This is a genomic window from Pseudomonas sp. S3E17, assembly GCF_024168685.1.
GTDB lineage: Bacteria > Pseudomonadota > Gammaproteobacteria > Pseudomonadales > Pseudomonadaceae > Aquipseudomonas > Aquipseudomonas marginalis.
The window spans coordinates 2745055-2769119 of sequence record NZ_JALJWE010000001.1; the positions used below are offsets into that span (position 1 = coordinate 2745055).

Genomic DNA, 24065 nt, shown 5'->3' on the forward strand with positions numbered 1-24065 from the left:
GGCGCGCGGGCATGGGTCAGGCCTCGGAAGGGGTTTGCTTGTAGTTGAAGCCAATCGGGTGCGGCATATTGCGGGCCTTGGCCAGCTCAATCTGCTTTTGCCGGTCGATCGCGCTACGACGGGTTTTCTCCGGCAGCTTATCCCAGCAATGGGGACAACTGATGCCAGCCACATAGTGTTCGGATGCGCGGTCGGAGGCGCTCACCGGTGTGCGACAGGCGTGACATTGATCGTAGTCGCCTTCGCTCAGGTCGTGGCGCACAGTGACGCGATTGTCGAACACAAAGCAGTCGCCCTGCCATTTGGTTTCTGCCTGCGGCACCTCTTCGAGGTACTTCAGGATGCCGCCCTTGAGGTGGTAGACCTCATCGAAACCTTCGCTGAGCATGTAGCTCGACGCCTTCTCGCAACGAATGCCGCCGGTGCAGAACATGGCGACCTTCTTGTGCCTGGCCGGGTCGAAGTTGGCTTTGATATAGGCGGGAAATTCGCGAAAACTGGTGGTTTTCGGGTCGATTGCGCCTTCGAAGGTGCCGATCGATACTTCGTAGTCGTTGCGGGTGTCGATCAACAGAACTTCGGGGTCGCTGATCAGCGCGTTCCAGTCCTGCGGGTCGACATAGGTGCCGACTTTCTTGTTCGGGTCGACGCCTTCGACGCCCAGGGTCACGATCTCTTTCTTGAGCTTGACCTTGGTGCGGTAGAACGGCTGCTCATCGCAGTACGACTCTTTATGGTCGATGTCATCCATGCGCGGGTCGTTCTTCAGCCAGGCCATCAGGCCATCAATGCCTTCGCGGCTGCCGGAAACCGTGCCATTGATGCCTTCTTCGGCGATCAGCAAGGTGCCTTTGATGCCGTTGTCGACCATCGCTTGCAGCAGTGGCTCGCGCAGGGCGACGTAATCTTCGAGGGTGACGAACTTATACAGTGCCGCCACGACAATCGGTTGAGTCATGGGTGTTCTCTCCAGGTGGCTACCCTCGTAAGGGGTGAACCGGATGCAAAAAAAACGCGCCGGCTGAGCGGCGCGCTGCGGATTCTAGCAAATGCAGGGTGTCAGAGACACCCGCGTATCAGCCATGCCCGCCGGCGCAGGTCGGCGAGGCCGGGGCTGCGTCGATTTTCGCCCATTCTTCGGGCGTGTAGGTATGCAGCGCCAGCGCATGAAATTCGCTCATCAGGTCACCCAGGGTGGCGTAGACCTTCTGGTGGCGCTTGACGCGGTTAAGCCCCTCGAACTGCTGGCTGACCAGCACGGCCTTGAAGTGGGTCTGCAACCCACGGCTGTGCATATGGCTTTCATCCAGCACGCTCAAGTGCTCCGGGGCCAGGGCGGCGAGCGCCATTTCGATACGCTGTTGCATGGTCATTCCTGCTTACTTCTTCTTGGCCGGTGCGGCGGCTTTTGGCGTCAACTCGTTGGTCATGTCTTCCAACAGCTTGTTCACCACCGGCACGGCGCTTTCCAGCTTGGCCTGGGTCATCTGGGCCGATTGCTGGGTCAGCTGCGGCATTTTTTCCAGGACTTTCTTGCCCAGTGGCGACTGGTAGAAAGCAACCAGGTCCTTGAGCTCGGATTCACTGAAGTTGGTGGTGTAGAGCTTGACCATGTCCGGTTTCAGCTTCGGCCAGCCGATGGCCTGGTCCAGGGCGGCGTTGGCCTTGGCCTGGTAGCTGTCCAGTACGGACTGCTTGGCGGCAGGCGCCTTGGTCTGTTCGAAACGCTGGGCGAACATTTGCTGCACTTGCATGTACACCGGGGTACCCAGCTTGTCGGCATGGGCCAGGGTAAGGAAGGCTTCGGCACTGGCGTTGTGGCTGGCGGTATCGGCAAAAACCTGGCCGCTGGCGCAAACCAGAGCAACCGCGGTACAGATGGCACGAAGACGAGTCATCGAGTTTCCTTTTCTAGCAGGCGAGGTAAGACCCCAAGGGCGCCCATTCTGCGCCTAAAAAACGCTGCGGCTCAACCCCGAGCCTTACCGGGCGCGGATTGCGGTGAATGAATCCGATGAAAAGTCTTTTAGGGAACCCCCCAGGCCGATCAGGGCCTAAACTGCGCAAACGAACCTGAAGGAGAGTGCCCGATGAGCCGTATCGAAACCGACAGCCTGGGAGAAGTGGAAGTCCCGGATGACGCTTACTGGGGCGCCCAGACCCAACGTTCGCTGGTGAATTTCGCCATCGGCGAACAGCGCATGCCCCTCGCGGTACTGCACGCACTGGCCCTGATCAAGAAGGCCGCCGCACGGGTCAACGACCGCAACGGCGACCTGCCCGCCGACATCGCCCGCCTGATCGAACAGGCCGCCGACGAAGTGCTCGATGGCCAACATGATGACCAGTTCCCCCTGGTCGTCTGGCAAACCGGCAGCGGCACCCAGAGCAACATGAACGCCAACGAGGTCATCGCCGGCCGCGCCAACGAGCTGTCGGGCAAGCCCCGTGGCGGCAAGAGCCCGGTGCACCCCAACGATCATGTGAACCGCTCCCAAAGCTCCAACGACTGCTTCCCTACGGCCATGAGCATTGCGGCGGTGCAAGCGGTGCACCAGCAGTTGTTGCCGGCGATCAATACGCTGTCCGGCGGCCTCGCGGAACTGTCGGCGCGGCATGCAAAACTGGTGAAGACGGGCCGCACCCACATGATGGACGCCACGCCGATCACCTTCGGCCAGGAGATCTCGGCGTTTATCGCCCAGCTCGATTACGCCGAACGGGCGATCCGCAGCGCCCTGCCCCAGGTATGCGAGCTGGCCCAGGGCGGTACGGCGGTGGGCACCGGGCTCAATGCGCCCCATGGCTTCAGCGAGGCAATTGCTTCGGAATTGGCGGCGTTGTCGGGCCTGCCCTTCGTCACCGCGCCGAACAAATTCGCCGCATTGGCCGGCCATGAACCGATCGTGACCTTGCACGGCGCCCTGAAAACCCTGGCCGTGGCCCTGATGAAAATCGCCAACGACCTGCGCCTGCTGGGCTCCGGCCCGCGTGCCGGCCTTGCCGAGGTGAAACTGCCGGCCAACGAGCCCGGCAGCTCGATCATGCCCGGCAAGGTCAACCCGACCCAGTGCGAGGCGCTGTCGATGCTGGCCTGCCAGGTGCTGGGCAATGACGTGACCATCGGCATCGCGGCGAGCCAGGGGCATTTGCAGTTGAACGTGTACAAGCCGGTGATCATCCACAACCTGCTGGAATCGATCCGCCTGCTGGCCGATGGCTGCAATAACTTCCAGGAGCACTGCATCGCCGGCCTCGAACCCGACGCCGGGAAAATGGCCGAGCATCTGGAGCGCGGGCTGATGCTGGTCACGGCGCTCAACCCGCACATCGGCTATGACAAGTCGGCAGAGATCGCCAAGAAGGCCTACGCCGAAGGCTTGACCCTTCGGGAAGCGGCGTTGGACCTGGGCTACCTCACCGACGCAGAGTTCGACCAGTGGGTACGCCCGGAAAACATGCTGGGTGCCTAGGACGCCATGCGTAGCCGCCGGGCCTTGAGCCCGGCGAGCAACGACGGCGCCAGCGCCACCGCCGCCGACCCCAGCACCACCACCAACGCGCCGAAATAGCCCAGGGCATTGATCTCTTCGGCCTGCACATAGTCCGGCCACAGCCACGCCGCCAACGCCACCGCGACAAAGGTCACCAACGGCGTCAGGGCCAGGGTCGCACTCACCCGCGAGGCTTCCCAGTGAGCCAGGGCTTCGGCAAATGCTCCGTAGGCCACCAGTGTGTTCATGCAGCACGCCAGCAACAGCCAGCCTTGCAGCGGGCTCAGTTGCAGGGCCTCCAGCGGATGGGCCCACGGCGTCAGCAGCACGGCGCACGACAGGTAGATCACCATCATCACTTGCAGCGAATTCCACACAGTCAGCAACTGCTTCTGGCCCAGGGCATAGAACACCCAGACCGACGTCGCCAGCAGGACCGTCAGCACGCCGGCGGTGTAGGCGCCAAGGGACGTCAGCAACTCTTCCAGGCGTTGGTTGAAGAACAGCCCGAAGCCGATGATCAGCACCACCAGGCCCACGCACTGCCCGACGCTGAAACGCTCCTTGAACACAAACACGCTGGCGATCATCAGGAAGATCGGGCCCATCTGCACCACCAGTTGCGCGGTGCCGGGGCTGAGCAGTTTCAGGCCCACCAGGTACAACACGTAGTTACCCACCAGGCCGCACACCGCCATCGCCACCAACCAGCCGCCCCTGGGGCCGAGCACTTTACGGCTGGGCAGGCGCCTGGTCGCGGCGAGGTACACGAACAGGCAACTGCCGGCCACCATCAGGCGAAACCAGGTGACGGTGATCGGGTCCATCACCTGCAACACTTGCTTGAGCTTGATCGGCAGAATGCCCCAGAGCAGCGCGGTCAGCAGGGTCAGGAGAAAACCGTAGACCCAGCGGCCGGAAGAGATGTGCATGAGTGCCCCAGAAGCCAGAGGAAGTGGAGCGGGCATTCTAGGGGGAAGTGAGCGAATTGGGATACGCCGCAGTTCAAATGTGGGAGGGGCAAGTCGAATCGTCGCACTCCCCCTCCCACACTTATCAGCGCACGGCTTCGAACAGCCCCGTGGCGCCCATGCCGCCGCCCACGCACATAGTGACGATGCCATAACGCACATTGCGCCGTTGCAGCTCACGCACCAGGTGCCCCACCTGGCGCGAGCCGGTCATGCCGAACGGGTGGCCGATGGAAATCGAGCCGCCGTTGACGTTGTACCTGGCGTTATCGATGCCCAGGCGATTGCGCGCATACAGGCACTGCGACGCAAAGGCCTCGTTGAGTTCCCACAGGTCGATGTCCGCCACCTGCAAGCCCCGCGCCTTGAGCAGCTTGGGCACCGAGAACACCGGGCCGATACCCATCTCATCCGGCTCGCAGCCGGCCACGGTGAAACCGCGGAAAAACGCCTTGGGCTTGAGCCCCAGTGCCAGGGCTTTTTCCAGGCTCATCACCAGGGTCATCGAAGCGCCGTCGGAGAGCTGCGAGGAGTTACCCGCCGTCACCGAGCCGTCTTCGGCAAATACGGGCTTCAACCCAGACAGGCTGGCCAATGTGGTGTCCGGGCGGTTGCAGTCATCGCGATCAACCACGCCGTCGAGGATTTGTACGGCGCCCGTGTTCTTGTCCTCGACCTTGTACTTGACCGCCATCGGCACGATTTCATCATCAAACAAGCCCTCCGCCTGGGCCTGGGCGGTGCGCTGCTGGCTTTGCAGGGCGTAGAGGTCCTGTTCTTCGCGGCTGACGTCATAGCGGCGGGCGACGATTTCCGCGGTCTGGCCCATGGGGAAGTAAATGCCCGGCACCTGCTCCTTGAGCAGCGGGTTGATCAGGTTATCGGTGTTGACGCTTTTCATGGTCAGGCTGATGGACTCGACGCCACCGGCAACGATGATGTCGCTGCAACCCGACGCGATCTGGTTGGCCGCAATCGCAATCGCCTGCAAGCCCGACGAGCAGAACCGGTTGAGGGTCATGCCCGCCGTACCGGTGCCCAATTGCGACAGCACGGCCACGTTGCGCCCGATGTTGTAGCCCTGGGCGCCTTCGTTGGAACCGGCGCCGACGATGCAATCCTCGACGCTGGCCGGGTCGATGCCGTTGCGGGTCAGCAGTGCGTTGACGCAATGGGCCGCCATGTCATCCGGGCGGGTCTGGTTGAACTTGCCGCGAAAGGATTTGGCCAGGCCGGTTCGCACGCTGTCGACGATCACTACTTCACGCATGGGCTACCTCGATCTTGTCGTTGTGGGGAGATGGATCGAGGATAGATCCAGGCCTGGCCCACCGCGACGATCATTCATCCGGCGTATACAAAAGCATGGTGACGAACATAAACCTGTGGCTGGGCCGGCCTGTTGTGGCAAGCGGGCCTGTTGTGGCAAGCAGGCTTGTTGTGGTGAGCGGGCTTGCCCCGCGCTGGGGCGCGAAGCGGCCCCAAAACCAGCCAATAAGGTCTGCCTGAAATAACGCGGCGCCTTGGTCAGGGCCGCTTCGCAGCCCAGCGCGGGGCAAGCCCGCTCACCACAACAAGCCCACTTACAACAACAGGCCCGCTCACTACAACAGGCCCACTTACAACAACAGGCCCACTCACCACAACACGCCCGCTCACCACAGAGGGCTGCATCCTGAACAACACCAGGCCAGTGGTTATTTCTTTTTCTTCTTGTCGTGCTTGTCGGACTTGGCGAACGCTTCCTCCAGGGCAATGTTGAGGGTGCGCAACACCTTGACCCGCGCCCAGCGTTTGTCATTGGCCTCCACCAGCGTCCACGGCGAGACCTCGGTGCTGGTGCGGTCGACCATATCGCCCACGGCGGCGCGGTAGTCGTCCCATTTGTCGCGGTTGCGCCAGTCGTCTTCGGTGATCTTGAAGCGCTTGAAGGGGATTTCCTCGCGGGCCTGGAAGCGTTCCAGTTGGGTCTGCTTGTCGATGGCCAGCCAGAACTTGACCACGATCACACCGGCGTCGCGCAGTTGCTCTTCGAAGTCATTGATCTCGCCATAGGCGCGCATCCAGTCGGCCGTGGTACAGAAGCCCTCGATACGCTCCACCAGCACGCGGCCGTACCACGAGCGGTCAAACACGGTGAACTTGCCCCGCGCCGGGATCTTCTGCCAGAACCGCCACAGGTACGGCTGGGCCCGTTCATCCTCGGTGGGCGCGGCAATCGGCACGATGTGGTACTGGCGCGGGTCGAGCGCGGCCGCCACCCGCCGGATCGCCCCGCCCTTGCCCGCTGCGTCGTTACCTTCGAAGACCGTCACCAGCGCGTGCTTGCGCATGCGTTTGTCGCGCATCAGGCCGGAGAAGCGCGCCTGCTCGGTAATCAGCTGTTCTTCGTAATCGTCCTTGTCCAGGCTCAAGGTCATGTCGAGGCTGTTGAGCAGGCTCATCTGGTCGATGGCCGAGGGCAAGGGTGCCGGGTTCATGCCGCTGGCCTTGCCCTTGGGCAGCTTCAGGGCATTCTGCAGGCCTTCGAGCAGGATCTTGCCCACGGTGAGGCTGCGGTAGTTGGCGTCGACGCCTTCAATCACATGCCAGGGCGCGTAATCGCGGCTGGTACGGCGCAGGATGCGCTCACCGAAATGCACGAACTTGTCGTAGGTCTCGGACTGCTGCCAGTCCAGCGGGCTGATGCGCCAACTGTGCAACGGGTCGTCGGCCAGGGCCTTGAGCCGTGCCTTCATTTGCTTCTTGGACAGGTGGAACCAGAACTTGAAGATCAGCGCGCCTTCATCGCAGAGCATCTTCTCCAGGCGCTCGGCGCCGGCGATGGCCTGGTCGAGCCGCGCATCCTTGATCTCGCCGTGCACCCGGCCTTGCAGCATCTGGCTGTACCAGTTGCCGAAAAAAATGCCCATGCGGCCTTTGGCGGGCAGTTGGCGCCAGTAGCGCCAGGCCGGGGGGCGGGCCAGTTCTTCGTCGGTCTGCTGGTCGAAGGTGCGCACCTCGATCAGGCGCGGGTCCATCCATTCATTCAGCAGTTTGACCGTCTCACCTTTACCGGCGCCTTCGATGCCGTTGATCAGGATGATCACCGGGAAGCGCTTTTGCTGTTGCAACTCGTACTGCACCTCCAGCAAAGCCTCGCGCAGGGCGGGCACTTCGGCCTCAAAGGTGTCTTTGTCGATGGCGTGACCGATTTCGGCAGATTCGAACATGGGCGGCTCCGTTCCAGAAGTGAGCAAGACTAGCGGATTGGGCAACAACGCGCGGGAGGAAATTCCACCTGGGCTTGCCGTGGGTCAATTCAAAGCCTGTTGATCGGCTAGAATGGCCGCCTTGCCTTTACCGAGCCGCCCATGAACCCCGTAACCCACGCCCAGCTCGACTGGGATGATCAAGGTCGCCCGCACTCGCGGGTGTTCGACGACGTGTATTTCTCCGACCAATCGGGCCTGGATGAAACCCGCTATGTGTTCCTGCAACAGAACCGCTTGCAGGAGCGCTTCGCCGCACTGCCGGCGGGCGGGCGGTTGGTGATTGGCGAAACCGGCTTCGGTACCGGCCTGAATTTTCTCTGTGCCTGGCAGTTGTTCGAGCAACACGCCGTGGCCGGTGCGCGCCTGCATTTTGTCAGCGTGGAAAAATACCCCCTGAGCCACGCCGACCTGCAACGCGCCCTCGCCCTCTGGCCCGAGCTCGCGCCGTTCGCCGAGCAATTGCTGGCGCACTACATCGCCATTCACCAAGGCTTCCAGCGCCTGGTGCTGGATAACGGCCGCGTCACCCTCACGCTGCTGATCGGCGATGCCCTGGAACAGTTGCCGCAACTGGATGCGCAGATCGACGCGTGGTTTCTCGACGGCTTCGCCCCGGCGAAAAACCCCGAGATGTGGAGCGCCGAACTGTTCGCCGAACTGGCACGCCTGGCCGCGCCGGGCTCGACCATCAGCACCTTCACCAGCACCGGCTGGGTGCGCCGGCTGATCAACGCCGCCGGCTTCAAGATGAAGCGTACGCCGGGCATCGGCCACAAGTGGGAAATCCTGCGCGGGGAGTTTCTCGGCTGGCCGACCGACACGTCGGCACCGGCCAGCGCCAAACCCTGGTTCGCCCGCCCGACCATGCCCACTGGCGAGCGCCGCGCCCTGGTGATCGGCGGCGGCCTGGCCGGCTGCGCCAGTGCGGCCAGCCTGGCGGCGCGAGGTTGGCAGGTCAGCCTGTTGGAGCGCCATGGCGGTCTCGCCCAGGAGGCCTCCGGCAACCCGCAAGGGGTGCTTTATCTCAAGCTGTCGGCACACGGCACGGCGTTGTCGCAGATGATCGTCAGCGGGTTCGGGTACACCCGGCGCCTGCTGGAGCACCTGCAACGCGGCGTGGAGTGGGACGGCTGCGGCGTGCTGCAACTGGCCTTCAATGCCAAGGAGGCCGAACGCCAGGCGCAACTGGCCCAGGCATTCGCCCCGCAGCTGCTGCATCTGCTGGACAAGGCTCAAGCCCAGGCTCGCGCCGGGGTGGACCTGGAACAGGGCGGGTTGTTTTTCCCCGAAGGCGGCTGGGTGCATCCCCCCGCGCTGTGTCAATGGCAGGCGCGCCAGCCAGGTATCGAGGTGCTGGCCCATCATGAGGTGCTGGACCTGCGCAAAGTCGACGGCCACTGGCAGGCCTGGGACGGTAATCGGCTGCTGGCCAGCGCCCCCGTGGTGGTGCTGGCCGGGGCCGCTGAGGTCAAACGGTTTGCCGCCAGCGCCGAGTTGCCCCTCAAACGGATTCGCGGGCAGATCACCCGCCTGCCCCAGACCGCCGCCAGCCAGGCCCTGGCCACGGTGGTGTGTGCCGAGGGGTACGTGGCGCCGGCTCGCCTGGGCGAACACACCCTGGGGGCCAGCTTTGATTTCAACAACGATGACCTCACCCCTACCGCCGCCGAGCACGCCGGTAACCTTGAGCTGCTGCAGGAGATTTCCCCGGACCTGGCCCAGCGCCTGCACGCCGCCGACCTTGCCGCAGAGACCCTGGAAGGCCGCGCCGCCTTCCGCTGCACCAGCCCGGACTACTTGCCGATTGTCGGGCCCCTGGCCGACAGCCTGGCGTTCGCCCAGGCCTACGACGCGCTGCGCAAAGATGCCCGCCACACGCCACAGGCCACTTGCCCGTGGCTGGACGGCCTGTACATCAACAGCGGCCACGGTTCCCGGGGCCTGATCACCGCGCCGCTGTCCGGCGAGTTGCTGGCGGCATGGCTGGACAACGAACCGCTGCCCCTGCCCCGCAGCGTGGCCGAGGCCTGTCACCCGAATCGCTTTGCAGTGCGCGGGTTGATTCGCAGCAACGCTGCAAAAACGGCCCCGTAGGCCGCGCTTCAACCTGCCGGTGGCAATTCGCAGGCGCCCAGTTCATCGAGCCTCAACGCCTCCTGGGTCAGGCGTTTGAGCTCGACGAGTTCGGCACTTTCCCGCGCGCGCTGGATCGCGCCCATCTGGGTGTGATAGTCAGCGTCACCCAAGGCTTCCCTTTGCGCCCACACCGCTTCCATGCGATCGCCAAAAGGCTGGGTCAGGGTGTCGAACGAACCGCCATGGGTGCGCCTCAGGTAACTGCTCCAGAATGGCAGCTTCACCATATAGTTCAGCAGTTGCGGGGAAAGCTCGGCCTCTTTCAACTGCGCTTCGGCAACCTCCAGCATGTGCTCGGTCACCCCGGCCAGGCTGGCAAAGCGCATATGCCGGGGCTGCCCGGGCAAATGAAAGCGCTCCACCAGCCCGGTGCGATAAGCCAGGCTGACCTCCAGCGGATCGAGCATCGGATGCTCGGCGCTGTGTCGGCTGGCCATGGACTCCAGGCGGTCGAGACGAAACAAGCCCCTGGCCAACCTGAGCAGCGGCTTGGCCGTGACCCTGCCGCCCTCCACCCGTTGCGCGGCCTCGTGGATTTCAACCAGCACCTCCAGGTTACTGAAGCTCACGGCAGCGGCGTCATCACAGTTCAACGGCGTGGCCGCGCGCTCGAAGACCTCGGCACGCAGTCGGGTATCGGCAGCGGCCGCCTCCAGCACGCGCCAGATGCGGCGGTTCATGTCCTCGCGCACGTGGGTGGTGTCGGCGGCTCCGCCCAGGCCGGCCAATAATTTGAACAGGCCGTCGGAGCCGGGTTCGTCCTTGAGCCCCAGCCAGGTCTCGGCCTTTTCGGCGAAGTGTGTCGCGTGTTCATCGCCCAGCCACAGCTCCCGTGCGGTCTGCTCGTTGAGTCGCGCAATGTCATCCTCCACGAAGCCCATGCCCACGCCGATGGTGTCCCGGTAACGGTTCAAGGCCTGACGAGTGCTGGCGTCCAGAGGGTTATGCCGCACGTTGATGACTTCGGTGTGCTCGCGCGGCGCATTGAACAACCATGCCGGCAAACTGGCGATGTCATTGTCCCGCAGGTCGAGTTGCTCCAGGTACGGAACGCGGGTAAAGCCGGTGGGCAGACTGGTCAGCCGGCAGTTGCGCAGCATCAGGTTGCGCAACTCGAACATCTTATTGACGACGGGCGGGTCCACCAGGGGATTGTTGCTCAGGTCGAGCACGACCAGGCTCTTCAGGTCCGCAAGTTTGGTGCGGGTGTACTCGGTCAGTTGCAGGTGGTTATCGGCCATGTACAGCTGCCTGAGCAACGGCATGTGCTGGAGCACTTCCGGCAGCCGCGTCAGCCGGTTACCGTTCAACGCCAGGCTGCGCAGCCCCTTGAAGTGCTTGAGGAAATACGCAACGTCATCGTTGAGTCCCATGCGTTTCAATGACAATTGCCGGACATGCTCGAACTGCACGTGCGCCGGCAAGGTCGGCAATGCCCCGATGGCCATGCCGTCCAGGGACAGGCTCGGCACTTGCTGATGGTATTCATCCGGCGCCAGCGACGCATATTGCCAACAACGCTCGATGGCCCGTGCGGCCTGGTGTCGAGCCAGGCGGTAGTCTTGCAGCGCGATGTCCGAGTAGGGCTGCGCCGGTTTCTCCTTGACCCACAGCCTCAACGCCCGCTGCAGTGCCTCATAGTGCTGCTCAAGGGTGCGCACGGCTTTGGCCCGGGACAGGTGATCGGTGCCCAAGTCCTGCAGGAAGGTCGACAGGCGCCGGTCATCGAATAACGGGAAGAGTTTGCGAGCCTTGCGCATCAAGCCCGCAGGCTGTGGAGGCAGCGCAGGCGGCGAGCCTTGCACACACGACAGGGCCGACTCCTCGGGTATCGCGCGCTCGGGCCACAAATAACGGCCGATGCGATTGCGTTCGTCCTGGGCCTTGCCAATCAATGCATGCCGCAACTGGCTGGCCCTGCCGCTCGCGGTCAGGCGCAGCGCGTCGAGTTGGGCGGCAGACAAACTGTTGAGCAACGCCTCGTAGAAACCTTCCGACCCGCCGGCCAGCGCGCCCAACGCCCCACCTTGCTGATCATGGGCGCGAAAGCCCTTGGCCGACTGCACCACGATGCGCCTCATATCAGCGTCTGCGTGGCCCACCTGGCCCAGGACAGTGCCCTGTACGCTTTCGCGGCGTACCTGCAAGAACAGATCCTCGGGCCAGCCCGGAACCCGTTGCAGCAACCCGGTGGCCACGCGCCGTGTCGCATCGGTGGCCAGCTCCGGCAAGTACAGGCCGGCCAGGGCGTCGTCTTCCTCCAACGCTTCCAGGGCTTCCCGGGCCCACTGGCTGATCCGCAGCGGCACACGCCCGGTATGGCGCAAGTGCCAGCGCTCCGCCGTGGAGGCCTGGGTCATGACCTCCCAGGCCACCCGGATCGGCAATTGCGGCAAGCGCTGCTTGAGCTGGCCGTGATCGGTCTGATCGATGAAATCGGCATCCATGCGCAGCCGCTCATAGACCGCCTGATGGGTGGTCTTGAGCGAGGCTGTGAGACGCCGCGCCAGGGCCGCTTGCGCTTCATCGGCGTGGAAGGTGCCGCCGAGCAATTGCGCGGTTTCCTCGGGGTCGAGGGCGGCCAGCAAGGTGGGCAGGATCTGTCCGTTCCGCAGTTGTTGCGTGGTGAGGTGGATGCTCAAGTCCTCGTAATCGAACGGCGCGGTGTCTGGATGGCGCTCAAGCAGGTAGCCCTCGTCGTCAAGCAATTCGAAAAAACGCCCACGGGGCCATCCGTCCATCAGCGGCAGGGCCAGCATCTGTACACGGGTGGTGGCTGCATTGAGCGGGGCTTGATGCTCCATTTGCCAGATCAGGTCGCGAACCCCCTGGTTCAGCTTGAACCGCAACGCGCAATCGCGCAGCCGCTCCGGCAGCGGCAGGTTCTGCCTGGCCAGTTGCTGCAAGCGCGGCAAGGTCGAGCCGGTGATAGCGGCGATCTCCTGCAGGTGTCCGGCCGGTAAGGCGCTGAGACTGGGGTCCAGCCGCCCCAGGATATAGTCAGGGCTGCGCCACTCATCCGCCTGCTCGAACGAGAACTGCCAGCCGCCCTGGTAGTTGTGGGTCAAGGGCGGCCGATAGGCCGAATCCCGCTGCGGATGCCGGGCTCGCCAGCGCCCGGTGCGGGCGTCAAAGACAATCGAATACAGCGCCCCGTCGACATTCACATAGGACTGGCCATTGAGCTGGTAGACCCCACGGGGGCTGGCCACTGTGCCTTCGAGCGAGACGGTGTGGCGATACGGCTCGGTACGACTGCGCCATAAGCGCGTGGACTTGTCGGGTAGCCGCACGGCTTCGAGACTGTCGTAGAACCCCGCCGCCGACGGCGTGGTTCGCCACAGCCGGCCCACCACGTTCGTACCCGCGGCGAATAAAGCCATGGCAGCGAGGTTTTCCGCGATGTTCGTCAAGTGCCTGAGGGCGCCGAGCTTGTCATGGTGCAGCCAGTCATCCACCCCCTCGAACACCTCGCCAAGCAACTGCCCAACGGCCACGCCGGTCATCAGTTGACCCACCACCGGCACCACGAACCCGGCGACGTTGAGCACCGTCAAGCCGACATCCAGGTAATCCTGGATACGCTTGCGACGCGCGTCGTCATCGGCCTGGGCATTGGGAACCGCCAATACCCGCGCATCCAGCTGGATCTTGCCGACGCAGGCATTGAAAAAGAACGTCGACAGCTTACCCGTGACCGGGAGCGGCGCCACCCGCACGAGGATTTTCTCCTGGTCAAAACGCTCGAAAAAACCGAACCGCTCGGACTCATCCAGGTAACCCTTGAAGAAATCGCGATAAGTGCTGACGTGAAGCTTGAGGGTGAGGTAGAGCTTGAAATGCTCCAGTGATTCATAGCGGTACCACGGCCGCACGGGTTCGTTGGGCATATACACCACGATCGGGCCGCTGGAGAACCCTTCGGCCGACGCACTGGAAAACACCAGTACCCCCCACAGGCAGGCGCCGTCGATGTTCAGGCCTTGCCAGGCCAGCGGCTGCTGGTTGAACCACAATTGCCGGATGTCCCTGGCGGGCATATCCGCCTTGACCAGGCCCAGCAGCAACGCGCGGGTCGATGCATCGATATCGCCCTTGGCATGGGCCAGATGCAGGTCGATCTGCATGTCCACGCAACGGGATTGGCCGACCTGCGTCACCGAAGGGTTGAAGTCCTGGTCGGGCGCTACCAGGTTGAACACTTCGCGCACATGGGTCTGATAGGCCTCTCCCAGGTCCAGCTCGCGGCAGTAGCCGATAAAGGCCTGGGCGCTGAGGGTTTGCGCAATTCGGCGCCTGGGGCCGATGCGCACCACGGCAGTGGTCGGCGAGCCGCCAGGCTCGGCAGCCGCCTGGGAGAAATTCTGCATGGCCGCTTGCAGCAGGCTGTGCTTCTCCAGGGTAACGGTCTCGATCATCTGGCCGCCCAGGTCCGGGTTGACACCGCTGAACGAGCGCCGGGGGATTTCCAGGGTGTCGTTTTCGATGTCCAGGCCCCCATGCCCCTTCCCGTCCAGGAAAGCCTTGAGCCGTTCGGCACAGAATTTATCCAGCGGTTGCAGACGGTTCAGCACCCGGTGCAGGGTTTCACGCGGGCGCTCGCTGTCGGCATACGCCTGCTCGATGGCCTCCAGTACGTGAGAGTCGGCCTTGACCAACCAGGCCGGCAGCGTGTCGTGCAAGACCTGCGCTTTATCCAGGTCGCCGGTGATATTCAGCAGCGCCGCCATCAATTGGTCCCCGGCCACAGGCGCGAGCGCCTGGGTCAAATCAGTGGTTTGCGTCATTCGCAATGTTCCTTTATCGCGTTGAACAATGACGCCAGACGATAAGCGCTGCGACCGCGCAAAAGGGTTCAAATAGCTGCAGGTTCAGCCCGCGCAAACGTCGATTTTTTGCATCTCACCTCGACTTAAGTACCGCCCCTTTCACCCACGCCGCACAGGCTGCTGGGGTGTTCCGAATGGGGGGCGGCGGTTTGCCATATAACTTATTGATCTAAAACTCCGCGTATAGCCTCGGGTCAGTCCCTAGGTACCCGCCATTTTGGTGCGGGTCTTTCTATCCCTCCCCAACGGAAAAACCGGTAAGGAACCTATGTGCGGATTAGCTGGCGAGTTACGTTTCGATCTCCAACCTGCGGACCTCGCAGCGGTGGAGCGAATCACCCATCATTTGGCCCCACGCGGCCCTGACGCGTGGGGCTTCCATGCCCAAGGGCCGATTGCCCTGGGCCATCGACGCCTGAAAATCATGGACCTGTCGGACGGCTCCGCCCAGCCGATGGTCGACGCCCAGCTGGGCCTGTCCCTGGCGTTCAACGGCGCAATCTATAACTTTCCGGAATTGCGCCAGGAGCTTGAAGCCCTCGGCTACGCTTTCTATTCCGGCGGCGACACCGAAGTGCTGCTCAAGGGTTACCACGCCTGGGGCGAAGCGCTGCTGCCCAAGCTCAACGGCATGTTTGCCTTTGCCGTCTGGGAGCGCGATGCCCAGCGCCTGTTCATCGCCCGTGACCGCCTCGGCGTGAAGCCGTTGTACCTGTCGCGCACCGGTCAGCGCCTGCGCTTTGCCTCGGCCTTGCCGGCGCTGCTCAAGGGCGGTGATATCAACCCGATCCTCGATCCGGTGGCGCTCAATCACTACTTGAATTTCCATGCCGTCGTGCCCGCTCCGCGCACCCTGCTGGCGGGCATTGAAAAACTGCCGCCGGCCTCCTGGATGCGCATCGATGCCGAAGGCAACACCGAGCAGAAAACCTGGTGGACCCTGCCCTACGGCCCCCATGAAGATGAAAAAAACCTGAGCCTGGAAGACTGGACCGACCGCGTGTTGGACAGCACCCGCGAAGCCGTGGCCATCCGTCAACGGGCTGCCGTGGATGTCGGTGTGCTGCTCTCCGGCGGCGTCGACTCGAGCATGCTCGTCGGCCTGCTGCGTGAAGTCGGCGTGCAGGACCTGTCGACCTTCTCCATCGGTTTTGAAGACGCCGGCGGCGAGCGTGGCGACGAGTTCCAGTATTCGGACCTGATCGCCAAGCACTACGGCACCCGTCACCATCAACTGCGCATTGCCGAAAGCGAGATCATCGAACAACTGCCGGCGGCGTTCCGCGCCATGAGCGAGCCGATGGTCAGCCATGACTGCATCGCCTTCTACCTGCTGTCGCGGGAAGTGGCCAAGCATTGCAAGGTGGTGCAGAGCGGCCAGGGCGCCGATGAGTTGTTCGCCGGTTACCACTGGTACCCGCAGGTAGATGGCGCCAGCGACCCGTATGCGGCTTATCGCGAGGCGTTCTTCGACCGCAGCTACGATGACTACGCTGCCACCGTCGCACCGAAATGGCTGACCGCCAACGACGCTGCCGGTGACTTCGTACGCGAGCATTTTGCGATGCCCGGCGCGGACGCCGCCGTGGACAAGGCCCTGCGCCTGGACAGCACGGTGATGCTGGTGGATGACCCGGTCAAACGCGTCGACAACATGACCATGGCCTGGGGCCTGGAAGCGCGCACGCCCTTCCTCGACTACCGCCTGGTGGAACTGTCGGCCCGTGTACCGGGTAAATTCAAATTGCCCGACGGTGGCAAGCAAGTGTTGAAAGAGGCCGCGCGCCGGGTCATCCCGAGCGAAGTCATCGACCGCAAGAAAGGCTACTTCCCGGTACCGGGCCTCAAGCATTTGCAGGGCGACACCCTGAATTGGGTGCGCGAACTGCTGCTGGACCCAAGCCAGGATCGCGGCCTGTTCAACCCGGCCATGCTCGACCGCCTGCTCACTGACCCGCAGGGTCAATTGACCCCGTTGCGCGGCTCGAAGCTGTGGCAACTGGCCGCGCTGAACCTGTGGCTCAGCGAACAAGGAATCTGATTGATGAAACCCCATGCAGCGGCTTACAGCCAACGCTTGTTGAAGGGCCAGGCGCCGACCTACGAGCGCCTGCAAGCGCGCCTGGCCGAAGATGGCAGCCCATTGGCCGCCGAGCCGATTGCAGTGCATTGCGGCTGGGGCCGGCTACTGATCGGCCATACCTTTCCGGACCCGGCCAGCCTGGCCCAGGAACTGCTCAACGAACAGCCCGGCGAGCGCGATATCGCGCTGTATGTGGCCGCACCCCAGCAGATCCTCGGGATTGATCCGCAGCAGTTGTTCCTCGACCCATCCGACACCCTGCGCCTGTGGTTCAGCGACTATCGCCCGGCCACTCGCGTGTTTCGCGGCTTTCGGATTCGCCGGGTGCAGAGCGAGGCCGATTGGCTGGCGGTCAACCAGTTGTATCAAGGTCGCGGCATGTTGCCGGTCGACGCCGAGCGCCTGACACCGCGCCATGAAGGCGGCCCGGTGTACTGGCTGGCCGAGGACGAAGACAGTGGCGCGGTGATCGGCAGCGTGATGGGCCTCAATCACCAGAAAGCCTTCCACGACCCGGAAAACGGCTGCAGCCTGTGGTGCCTGGCGGTCGACCCGCTGTGCACACGCCCCGGCGTGGGCGAAGTGTTGGTACGCCACTTGGTGGAGCACTTTATGAGCCGTGGCCTGAGCTATCTCGACCTGTCGGTGCTGCACGATAATCGCCAGGCCAAGAACCTCTACGCCAAGCTCGGCTTCCGTGCGCTGACCACCTTTGCGATCAAGCGCAAGAACGGTATCAACCAACCGCTGTTCCTCGGCCCCGGCCCCCAGGCGGGGTTCAACCCGTATGCGCGGATCATTGTCGAAGAGGCCCATCGACGCGGCATCGATGTGCAGGTGGATGACGCCGATGCCGGTTTGTTCACCCTCAGCCATGGTGGCCGCCGCGTGCGCTGCCGCGAGTCGCTGAGCGACCTGACCAGCGCGATCAGCATGACCCTGTGCCAGGACAAGAGCCTCACCCACAAGGTGTTGAAAGCGGCGGGCTTGAAACTGCCTGCGCAACAACTGGCGGGCAGCGCCGATGACAACCTGGAGTTCCTCGACGAACACCAGCGCATCGTGGTCAAGCCCCTGGATGGCGAGCAAGGCCAGGGCGTGGCGGTGGATCTGCAGAGCATCGAAGAGGTGCAGCAGGCAATCGAAGCCGCGCGCCAGTTCGACAGCCGCGTGTTGCTGGAGAGCTTCCACCAAGGCCTGGACCTGCGCATTTTGGTAATCGGCTTCGAGGTGGTCGCCGCTGCGATTCGCCGTCCCGCCGAAGTGACCGGTGACGGCCAGCATTCCATTGGCGCGCTGATCGAAGCCCAGAGCCGACGCCGGCAGGCGGCCACCGACGGCGAAAGCAAAATCCCCGTGGATGCAGAAACCGAACGCACCCTGCACGCCGCCGGCTACGACTACAGCAGCATCCTGCCCCGGGGCCAGACCCTGGCCGTGCGCCGCACCGCCAACCTGCACACCGGCGGCTGCCTGGAGGACGTCACCGCGATCCTCCATCCCACCCTGGTGGACGCCGCCGTGCGCGCCGCCCGCGCCCTGGATATCCCCATGGTGGGCCTGGACCTGATGGTGGCCGCGGCCGATCAACCCGAGTACGTCTTTATCGAAGCCAACGAGCGGGCCGGCCTGGCCAACCATGAACCGCAGCCGACGGCGGAGAAGTTTGTGGACCTGTTATTCCCCCATAGCCAGCCGACAGCTCAATAACCCTGTGGTGAGCGGGCTTGCCACAACAAGCCCCTTGGCCACAACAGCCCCACTGGCCAAAGAATTTCACTTATTTCATCAGGAGTCTTCATGAGCCGAACCATCCCCGAACCGGATCTCAACTACCTGCAAAAAGTCCTGCTGGAAATGCTCGCCATTCCCAGCCCCACCGGGTTTACCGACACCATCGTGCGCTACGTCGCCGAGCGCCTGGAAGAGCTGGGCATCCCGTTTGAAATGACCCGCCGCGGGACCATTCGCGCCACCCTCAAGGGCCAGAAAAACAGCCCCGACCGTGCGGTGTCGGCGCACTTGGACACCATCGGCGCCGCCGTGCGCGCGATCAAGGACAACGGCCGCCTGACCCTCGCGCCCGTCGGCTGCTGGTCGAGCCGCTTTGCCGAAGGCAGCCGCGTCAGCCTGTTTACCGACAACGGTGTGATCCGTGGCAGCGTGTTGCCGTTGATGGCCTCCGGGCACGCGTTCAACACCGCCGTGGATGAAATGCCAGTGAGCTGGGACCATGTGGAATTGCGCCTGGATGCCTACTGCGCCACCCGCGCCGATTGCGATTCCCTGGGGATCGGCATCGGCGACTACGTGGCGTTCGACCCATTGCCCGAGTTCACCGAGAGCGGGCATATCAGTGCCCGCCACCTGGACGACAAAGCCGGCGTCGCCGCGCTGTTGGCTGCACTCAAGGCCATCGTCGACAGCGGCGAACCGTTGCTGATCGACTGCCACCCGCTGTTCACCATCACCGAGGAAACCGGCAGCGGCGCCGCGGCGGCCCTGCCCTGGGATGTGAGTGAATTTGTCGGTATCGATATCGCCCCGGTCGCCCCCGGCCAGCACTCCAGCGAGCACGCGGTCAGTGTGGCCATGCAGGATTCCGGCGGGCCGTATGACTATCACCTCTCCCGCCACTTGCTGCGCCTGGCCTCGGATAACGACTTGCCCGTGCGCCGCGACCTGTTCCGCTATTACTTCAGCGATGCCCACTCGGCGGTGACGGCCGGCCACGACATCCGCACCGCGCTGCTGGCGTTCGGTTGCGATGCGACCCATGGTTATGAGCGCACCCATATCGACAGCCTGGCGGCGCTGAGCCGGCTGTTGGGCGCGTATATCCTCAGCCCGCCGGTGTTCGCCAGTGACGCACAACCGGCCCAGGGCTCACTGGACCGGTTCAGCCATCAGATCGAGCACGAAACGCAGATGGAGAGCGACACGCGTGTGCCGTCGGTGGACAGCCTGGTCGGCCAGAAGTCCTGACGCTGGCAACTGCGGTCCCGGCGCAGTAGGATCGCCGGGATACATTATCTGAGGCTTGTATGCTGATTCCCTACGACGCACTTGAAGTCGACACCCTGACCCGCCTTATCGAAGACTTCGTGACCCGCGACGGCACCGACAATGGTGACGACACGCCCCTGGAAACCCGCGTGCTGCGGGTGCGCCAGGCGCTGACCAAGGGCCAGGCGCTGATTGTGTTCGACCCGGACAGCGAGCAGTGCCAGTTGATGCTCAAGCACGATGTGCCCAAGCATCTGTTCGACTGACTCAGGGATTGGTGGCGGGCTGGGATGGGGAGGTTTGACGCTTGAGGATTTTTTGGTACACCTCGGCGCGATGGACATGCACCCCGACGGGCGCAACAACACCAAATTTCACCTGATTACCGTTCAGCTCGAGAATGCGCACGGTGATGTCATCACCGATGGCGATGATTTCGCCTACGGCGCGGCTTAAGACCAGCATGGCGGTTGTCCTTATTGAATGACAGGACCCCGACCATGCGCGCTGGGTGTGGGCGCAGCAATGCCTCGCGGCAAAATCAGGCAACACCTACATATGCAGGTAAATTGCCTGACAGACTACTGCCTGATCAGCCCTTAACAGCCTGTGCCTTGGCGCGCATCTTGTCGGCCATGGTGGTCATTTCGTCATAGAGCAACTGCGGGTTCTTCTGCTTCAGGGCCCAGGCCATCCGCCCTTGCTCATGGGGCAGGATCATGAATTCGCCCTGCGCCACACGCTGGTAGATGTAGTCGGCAATGTCCGCCGCCGAGATCGGCGAACTCTCCAGCAACTTGCCGACCTGCGCCTTCATCGCCGGTGTGGGCCCACGAAACGAATCCAACAGGTTGGTCTGGAAGAACGACGGGCACACCACGTGCACGCCGACTTCCTGCTGCTTGAGCTCCACCAGCAAACTCTCCGACAGCGCCACCACACCGGCCTTGGCCACGTTGTAGTTGCTCATGGCGGGCCCCTGCATCAGGGCCGCCATCGAGGCGATGTTGATGATGCGGCCCTTGCTCTTTTCCAGCAGCGGCAGGAACGCCTTGCAGCCCTTGACCACGCCCATCAGGTTGATTGCGATCTGCCAGTCCCAGTCCTCCAGGGACAGTTCGGCAAAGAAACCGCCCGAGGCCACGCCGGCATTGTTGACGATCACATCGATGCCGCCCAGCTTCACTTCGCAGGCCTGGGCAAACGCCGTGAGCTGGCTGTAGTCGCGCACGTCGCAACGCTGGATAAAGCCATCGCCACCGGCTTCACGCACGCGCTTCAGGGTGTCCTGCAAGCCTGGCTCGCTGACGTCCGACAAGGCCAACTGCCAACCCTCGCGGGCCCAGCGCAGAGCGATTTCACGACCCAGGCCGGACCCGGCGCCAGTGATCATCATGCGATTTTGCATAGGAAGTAGCCTTGTGGTTCACAGAAGAAGTGATCGGCAGTGTAGCGAAGGTTTTTCCTGCACCCACGCACCATCAGAGTGATGAATGCCCCAGGCAAACCGTGGGCCGGGTCGGATACCTTCCGTCCGTCTAAGTTCAATGTTTTTCAACTAATAAGTGCTGGATGAGCACGAATTAAAAGAAATAAGCGACTGATCGAAATGCTTTAAAAAAACATGGAATTTTCTGCGAAGCACCAGAGTCGGAGTAGTTAAGGCGTCTGTAATTAACTCTGCAGGCCTATCGTTAAACAACCGGTCTTTGCAGAAAGACAATAAGGAAAAAAACCATGAGCCTCATTCTGATCATTATCTTGATCCTCCTGCTGGTCGGCGGCCTGCCGGTATTCCCGCACTCGCGTAATTGGGGTTATGGCCCGTCGGGTATCCTCGGTGTGGTGCTGGTGGTGCTGCTGGTCCTGTTGTTGCTGGGCCGGATATAACCGCCCCGCGGTAATAACGAAGCAAAAAAAAGAGGCCTTGAAAAAGGCCTCTTTTTTATTGCCGGTTAATTAGTCCGGCTTACCGTTTACAACGCCTGCGGTGTTATCCAGCAAACTCTTGGTCGCGGTTTGCAGGAACGCTTCGAGTTTCTGCTTGAGTGCAGCCTCGTCCGGCGATTCGGCAATCACTTTACCGCTCGGGTTGGCGCCCAGTTCGTATTGCCACAGCTTCGGTGGCATTTCCTTGGGCAGTACCAGAATGCGGTCTGCGGTGACCAAGGCCACGGTCTGGTCGCTGCCCGATGGCTTGATCACGCCAAAGCCCTTGTCGCCTTCCGGCAGGTTCAGCAGGTCGCGGCCCCAGCATTGGTGCAGGGTGTCGCCACCCAGGCGGCCCATGATGGTCGGCACGATGTCGATCTGGGTGCCCACGGTGTGGTCACGCTCGCCGAATTTCTCCTGCATGCCCGGTGCAATCATCAGCATGGGTACGTTGAAGCGGCCCAGGTCCATCTCGGTGATCTGCTGTTCGTTGCCGAAGCCGTGGTCGCCCACGATCACGAACAGGGTTTCCTTGAAGTACGGCTCCTTGCGGGCCTTTTCAAAGAACTGGCCCAGGGCCCAGTCGGAGTAACGCATGGCCGTCAAATGCTCGTTGAGGCTGCCACGGTCGGTGACTTTCTCCACCGGCAATGGCGTCGGCAACGCGTACGGCGTGTGGTTGGACAGGGTTTGCAGAAGTGCGTAGAACGGCTTGCCGCCTTCACGGGCCTTCAACTCTTCCAGGCCACGGTTGAACATGTCCTGGTCGGACACGCCCCACGTCGGGTCGGAGAACACCGGGTCGACGAAGTCGTTGCGGCCGATGAAGTTGGTCATGCCCTGGTTGCTGAAGAAGCCCGACTGGTTGTCCCAGGCGAAGTCGCCGTTATAGACATACACGTCGTTGAAATCACGGGCGCTGAGCAACTGCGGCAGGCCCGACAGCTTGTGGCTGCCTTCCGGGGTCTGCATCAGGTATTCAAAGCCTGGCAGGTTCGGGAAGCAGGCCATGGTGGCGAACATACCCTGGTGGGTATGGGTGCCGTTGGAGAAGAAACGGTCGAACAGCAGGCCTTCCTTGGACAGTTTGTCGAAGGATGGCGTGATGTTGCCGGGACGCCCCAAGGCGCCGACCGAGTGACCGGCGAAGCTTTCCATCAGGATCACGACCACGTTCTTGATCGGCAGGGTCTTCTCGGCCGGCGGTGTGTAGTCGCGGCGCACGGCGGCGATGTCGGTATCGACCAGTTTTTCCTGTGGCAGCACCAGCATGTCCCGCACGGTCTGGGTGGCCAGCGGCTGGTCCAGGGTCGCCTTCCAGATGTTGGAGCGGTCCTCACCGAACCGGGCCTTGGCCGCCGCGATCAGCGACAAGGTGCCATTGAGGCCCAACTGGTTGGCGAAGTTCGAATCGGTGGTGTACACATCGCCCCAACGCAGCGGCGGGCCCTGGCGCAGGGTGCCACGGGCGGCAACCACGGCGATCAGCAGGCACACGACGAACACCGCGATGCGGCTATACCACGGCGCCACCTGGCGCGTGCCGATGCTGCCACCACTGAACGGGCCACGTGGGCGCGTCGCGCGGTCGGCGCCTTTGAACGCGATGCTCAGGATCAGCGTGCCCACGGCCCAGGCCAGCAGGTAGCGCACCACCGGGAAACCGTACCAGAGCATGCTCATCACGGTTTTCGGGTCTTCCTTCACATACTGGAAGACCAGGCCGTTGAGGCGCTGGTGGAACTCGCGGTAGAAGTCCATCTCCATCAAGCCCAGGAACAGGGCGATGCTGGACGCAAGGGTCAGCCAGAAGCGGAATAACCCACGCGCAGCCATGGCCCGTACGCTGAACAGTGCCAGCAGCAGCGGGATCAGCAGGTAGACCACCAGGCGGATGTCAAAACGCAGGCCATTGGCGAACGCTTCAAGGAAGGTCGAGGCCGGCGTGTCGAGGATCATCTCGCGGTTGTAGACCAGCAGCGCCAGGCGCAGCAGGGAGAACATCACCATCATGACCAGTGCGCAGAGCAGCGTGTACGCCAGATGGGATTTGACGGTCGGTTGCAGCAGGCGATTAGAAGCTCGCTGCTGACTCAGGGCGTCCGGGTTTGCCATGTCGTTTCAGGACCCATTGGAAGTTTAAGTGACGAAGTAATGCAGTGGCGCGAATGGTGCCCGATCAACGGCATCAAGGCTATTAATTACTGAACGAGCACCGCTGCGCCGCCTTTAAAAGCACCTGAGGCAGGGCCTTGGCGGGGAGATAGAGCCGGCGGATTGTCTTGGATAAGATGTGAAAATTGTGTGCAGCGAATATTTCGATACACAAATCTCTGGAGCGCGCTGAAGACCAATGTGGG

17 protein-coding genes are annotated in these 24065 nt (G+C 62.8%); 7 read left to right on the top strand and 10 right to left on the bottom strand.

The genetic code is table 11. The features are described from left to right. Nucleotides 1-16: 16 nt before the first annotated feature. The 3 genes from J3D60_RS12075 to J3D60_RS12085 form a co-directional block, all read right to left on the bottom strand. Nucleotides 17-958, bottom strand: a complete 942-nt coding sequence (locus tag J3D60_RS12075; RefSeq protein WP_027603959.1) for a rhodanese-related sulfurtransferase — start codon at nucleotides 956-958, stop codon at nucleotides 17-19. 118 nt (nucleotides 959-1076) lie between these two features. Then, nucleotides 1077-1373 carry a BolA family transcriptional regulator gene (locus J3D60_RS12080; protein WP_065940484.1) on the bottom strand — a complete coding sequence of 99 codons (297 nt, stop codon included), beginning with the start codon at nucleotides 1371-1373 and terminating at the stop codon, nucleotides 1077-1079. A 6-nt stretch (nucleotides 1374-1379) separates the two neighbouring features. Next, on the bottom strand, nucleotides 1380-1898 hold the full coding sequence (locus J3D60_RS12085; protein WP_003236690.1) for a DUF2059 domain-containing protein: 519 nt from the start codon (nucleotides 1896-1898) through the stop codon (nucleotides 1380-1382). 192 nt (nucleotides 1899-2090) lie between these two features. Between J3D60_RS12085 and J3D60_RS12090 the strand changes: the two genes are divergently transcribed. Then, the gene (locus J3D60_RS12090; protein ID WP_145336465.1) at nucleotides 2091-3473 is read left to right on the top strand and encodes a class II fumarate hydratase; all 1383 of its coding nucleotides are present in this window, start codon (nucleotides 2091-2093) and stop codon (nucleotides 3471-3473) included. Here the strand turns inward: J3D60_RS12090 and J3D60_RS12095 are convergent. The 3 genes from J3D60_RS12095 to pap all read right to left on the bottom strand — a co-directional run bounded on the left by J3D60_RS12095 (nucleotide 3470) and on the right by pap (nucleotide 7677). Further along, complete coding sequence (locus J3D60_RS12095) at nucleotides 3470-4426, bottom strand: DMT family transporter (RefSeq protein WP_065940486.1); 957 nt, start codon at nucleotides 4424-4426, stop codon at nucleotides 3470-3472. The genes J3D60_RS12090 and J3D60_RS12095 overlap by 4 nt on opposite strands. Before the next feature lie 124 nt (nucleotides 4427-4550). After that, complete coding sequence (locus J3D60_RS12100) at nucleotides 4551-5735, bottom strand: thiolase family protein (RefSeq protein WP_027603956.1); 1185 nt, start codon at nucleotides 5733-5735, stop codon at nucleotides 4551-4553. 427 nt (nucleotides 5736-6162) lie between these two features. Continuing rightward, nucleotides 6163-7677 carry a polyphosphate:AMP phosphotransferase gene (gene pap / locus J3D60_RS12105; RefSeq protein ID WP_253491584.1) on the bottom strand — a complete coding sequence of 505 codons (1515 nt, stop codon included), beginning with the start codon at nucleotides 7675-7677 and terminating at the stop codon, nucleotides 6163-6165. Nucleotides 7678-7818: 141 nt separating this feature from the next. Here pap and mnmC point away from each other — a divergent pair, with 141 nt between their 5' ends. Further along, nucleotides 7819-9813: a bifunctional tRNA (5-methylaminomethyl-2-thiouridine)(34)-methyltransferase MnmD/FAD-dependent 5-carboxymethylaminomethyl-2-thiouridine(34) oxidoreductase MnmC gene (gene mnmC, locus J3D60_RS12110; RefSeq protein WP_253491586.1), complete on the top strand. Its 1995-nt coding sequence runs from the start codon at nucleotides 7819-7821 to the stop codon at nucleotides 9811-9813. Nucleotides 9814-9821: 8 nt separating this feature from the next. Here the strand turns inward: mnmC and J3D60_RS12115 are convergent, their stop codons facing one another. After that, complete coding sequence (locus tag J3D60_RS12115; protein ID WP_253491587.1) at nucleotides 9822-14642, bottom strand: NEL-type E3 ubiquitin ligase domain-containing protein; 4821 nt, start codon at nucleotides 14640-14642, stop codon at nucleotides 9822-9824. A 310-nt stretch (nucleotides 14643-14952) separates the two neighbouring features. On the opposite strand from J3D60_RS12115, the gene J3D60_RS12120 reads away from it, so the two are divergent. From J3D60_RS12120 to J3D60_RS12135, 4 genes are all read left to right on the top strand, one after another. Next, nucleotides 14953-16725, top strand: a complete 1773-nt coding sequence (locus J3D60_RS12120) for an N-acetylglutaminylglutamine amidotransferase (protein WP_253491588.1) — start codon at nucleotides 14953-14955, stop codon at nucleotides 16723-16725. A 3-nt stretch (nucleotides 16726-16728) separates the two neighbouring features. After that, nucleotides 16729-18477 (top strand): N-acetylglutaminylglutamine synthetase, encoded by a 1749-nt coding sequence (gene ngg / locus J3D60_RS12125; RefSeq protein WP_253491589.1) that lies wholly within the window; start codon nucleotides 16729-16731, stop codon nucleotides 18475-18477. A gap of 90 nt (nucleotides 18478-18567) precedes the next feature. After that, on the top strand, nucleotides 18568-19752 hold the full coding sequence (locus J3D60_RS12130; RefSeq protein ID WP_027603950.1) for an osmoprotectant NAGGN system M42 family peptidase: 1185 nt from the start codon (nucleotides 18568-18570) through the stop codon (nucleotides 19750-19752). Between the two features lie 59 nt (nucleotides 19753-19811). After that, the gene (locus J3D60_RS12135) at nucleotides 19812-20039 is read left to right on the top strand and encodes a YheU family protein (protein WP_003236706.1); all 228 of its coding nucleotides are present in this window, start codon (nucleotides 19812-19814) and stop codon (nucleotides 20037-20039) included. Between the two features lies 1 nt (nucleotide 20040). On the opposite strand, the gene csrA is transcribed toward J3D60_RS12135, so the two are convergent. Then, complete coding sequence (csrA, locus tag J3D60_RS12140) at nucleotides 20041-20238, bottom strand: carbon storage regulator CsrA (protein WP_253491590.1); 198 nt, start codon at nucleotides 20236-20238, stop codon at nucleotides 20041-20043. Nucleotides 20239-20365: 127 nt separating this feature from the next. Then, a complete protein-coding gene (locus J3D60_RS12145; RefSeq protein WP_065940493.1) occupies nucleotides 20366-21181 on the bottom strand; it encodes an SDR family oxidoreductase in 816 nt (271 codons plus the stop codon). A 329-nt stretch (nucleotides 21182-21510) separates the two neighbouring features. Here J3D60_RS12145 and J3D60_RS12150 point away from each other — a divergent pair, with 329 nt between their 5' ends. After that, nucleotides 21511-21663, top strand: a complete 153-nt coding sequence (locus tag J3D60_RS12150; RefSeq protein WP_015885095.1) for a DUF3309 family protein — start codon at nucleotides 21511-21513, stop codon at nucleotides 21661-21663. A gap of 69 nt (nucleotides 21664-21732) precedes the next feature. Here J3D60_RS12150 and J3D60_RS12155 read toward each other — a convergent pair whose 3' ends face one another. Then, nucleotides 21733-23820 carry an LTA synthase family protein gene (locus J3D60_RS12155; RefSeq protein ID WP_065940494.1) on the bottom strand — a complete coding sequence of 696 codons (2088 nt, stop codon included), beginning with the start codon at nucleotides 23818-23820 and terminating at the stop codon, nucleotides 21733-21735. Between the last annotated feature and the right edge of the window lie 245 nt (nucleotides 23821-24065).

Bases quoted from the DNA above. Each gene is read 5' to 3' on its own strand.
- J3D60_RS12075 (WP_027603959.1), bottom strand. From the start codon at position 958: ATGACTCAACCGATTGTCGTGGCGGCACTGTATAAGTTCGTCACCCTC.
- J3D60_RS12080 (WP_065940484.1), bottom strand. From the start codon at position 1,373: ATGACCATGCAACAGCGTATCGAAATGGCGCTCGCCGCCCTGGCCCCG.
- J3D60_RS12085 (WP_003236690.1), bottom strand. From the start codon at position 1,898: ATGACTCGTCTTCGTGCCATCTGTACCGCGGTTGCTCTGGTTTGCGCC.
- J3D60_RS12090 (WP_145336465.1), top strand. From the start codon at position 2,091: ATGAGCCGTATCGAAACCGACAGCCTGGGAGAAGTGGAAGTCCCGGAT.
- J3D60_RS12095 (WP_065940486.1), bottom strand. From the start codon at position 4,426: ATGCACATCTCTTCCGGCCGCTGGGTCTACGGTTTTCTCCTGACCCTG.
- J3D60_RS12100 (WP_027603956.1), bottom strand. From the start codon at position 5,735: ATGCGTGAAGTAGTGATCGTCGACAGCGTGCGAACCGGCCTGGCCAAA.
- pap (WP_253491584.1), bottom strand. From the start codon at position 7,677: ATGTTCGAATCTGCCGAAATCGGTCACGCCATCGACAAAGACACCTTT.
- mnmC (WP_253491586.1), top strand. From the start codon at position 7,819: ATGAACCCCGTAACCCACGCCCAGCTCGACTGGGATGATCAAGGTCGC.
- J3D60_RS12115 (WP_253491587.1), bottom strand. From the start codon at position 14,642: ATGACGCAAACCACTGATTTGACCCAGGCGCTCGCGCCTGTGGCCGGG.
- J3D60_RS12120 (WP_253491588.1), top strand. From the start codon at position 14,953: ATGTGCGGATTAGCTGGCGAGTTACGTTTCGATCTCCAACCTGCGGAC.
- ngg (WP_253491589.1), top strand. From the start codon at position 16,729: ATGAAACCCCATGCAGCGGCTTACAGCCAACGCTTGTTGAAGGGCCAG.
- J3D60_RS12130 (WP_027603950.1), top strand. From the start codon at position 18,568: ATGAGCCGAACCATCCCCGAACCGGATCTCAACTACCTGCAAAAAGTC.
- J3D60_RS12135 (WP_003236706.1), top strand. From the start codon at position 19,812: ATGCTGATTCCCTACGACGCACTTGAAGTCGACACCCTGACCCGCCTT.
- csrA (WP_253491590.1), bottom strand. From the start codon at position 20,238: ATGCTGGTCTTAAGCCGCGCCGTAGGCGAAATCATCGCCATCGGTGAT.
- J3D60_RS12145 (WP_065940493.1), bottom strand. From the start codon at position 21,181: ATGCAAAATCGCATGATGATCACTGGCGCCGGGTCCGGCCTGGGTCGT.
- J3D60_RS12150 (WP_015885095.1), top strand. From the start codon at position 21,511: ATGAGCCTCATTCTGATCATTATCTTGATCCTCCTGCTGGTCGGCGGC.
- J3D60_RS12155 (WP_065940494.1), bottom strand. From the start codon at position 23,820: ATGGCAAACCCGGACGCCCTGAGTCAGCAGCGAGCTTCTAATCGCCTG.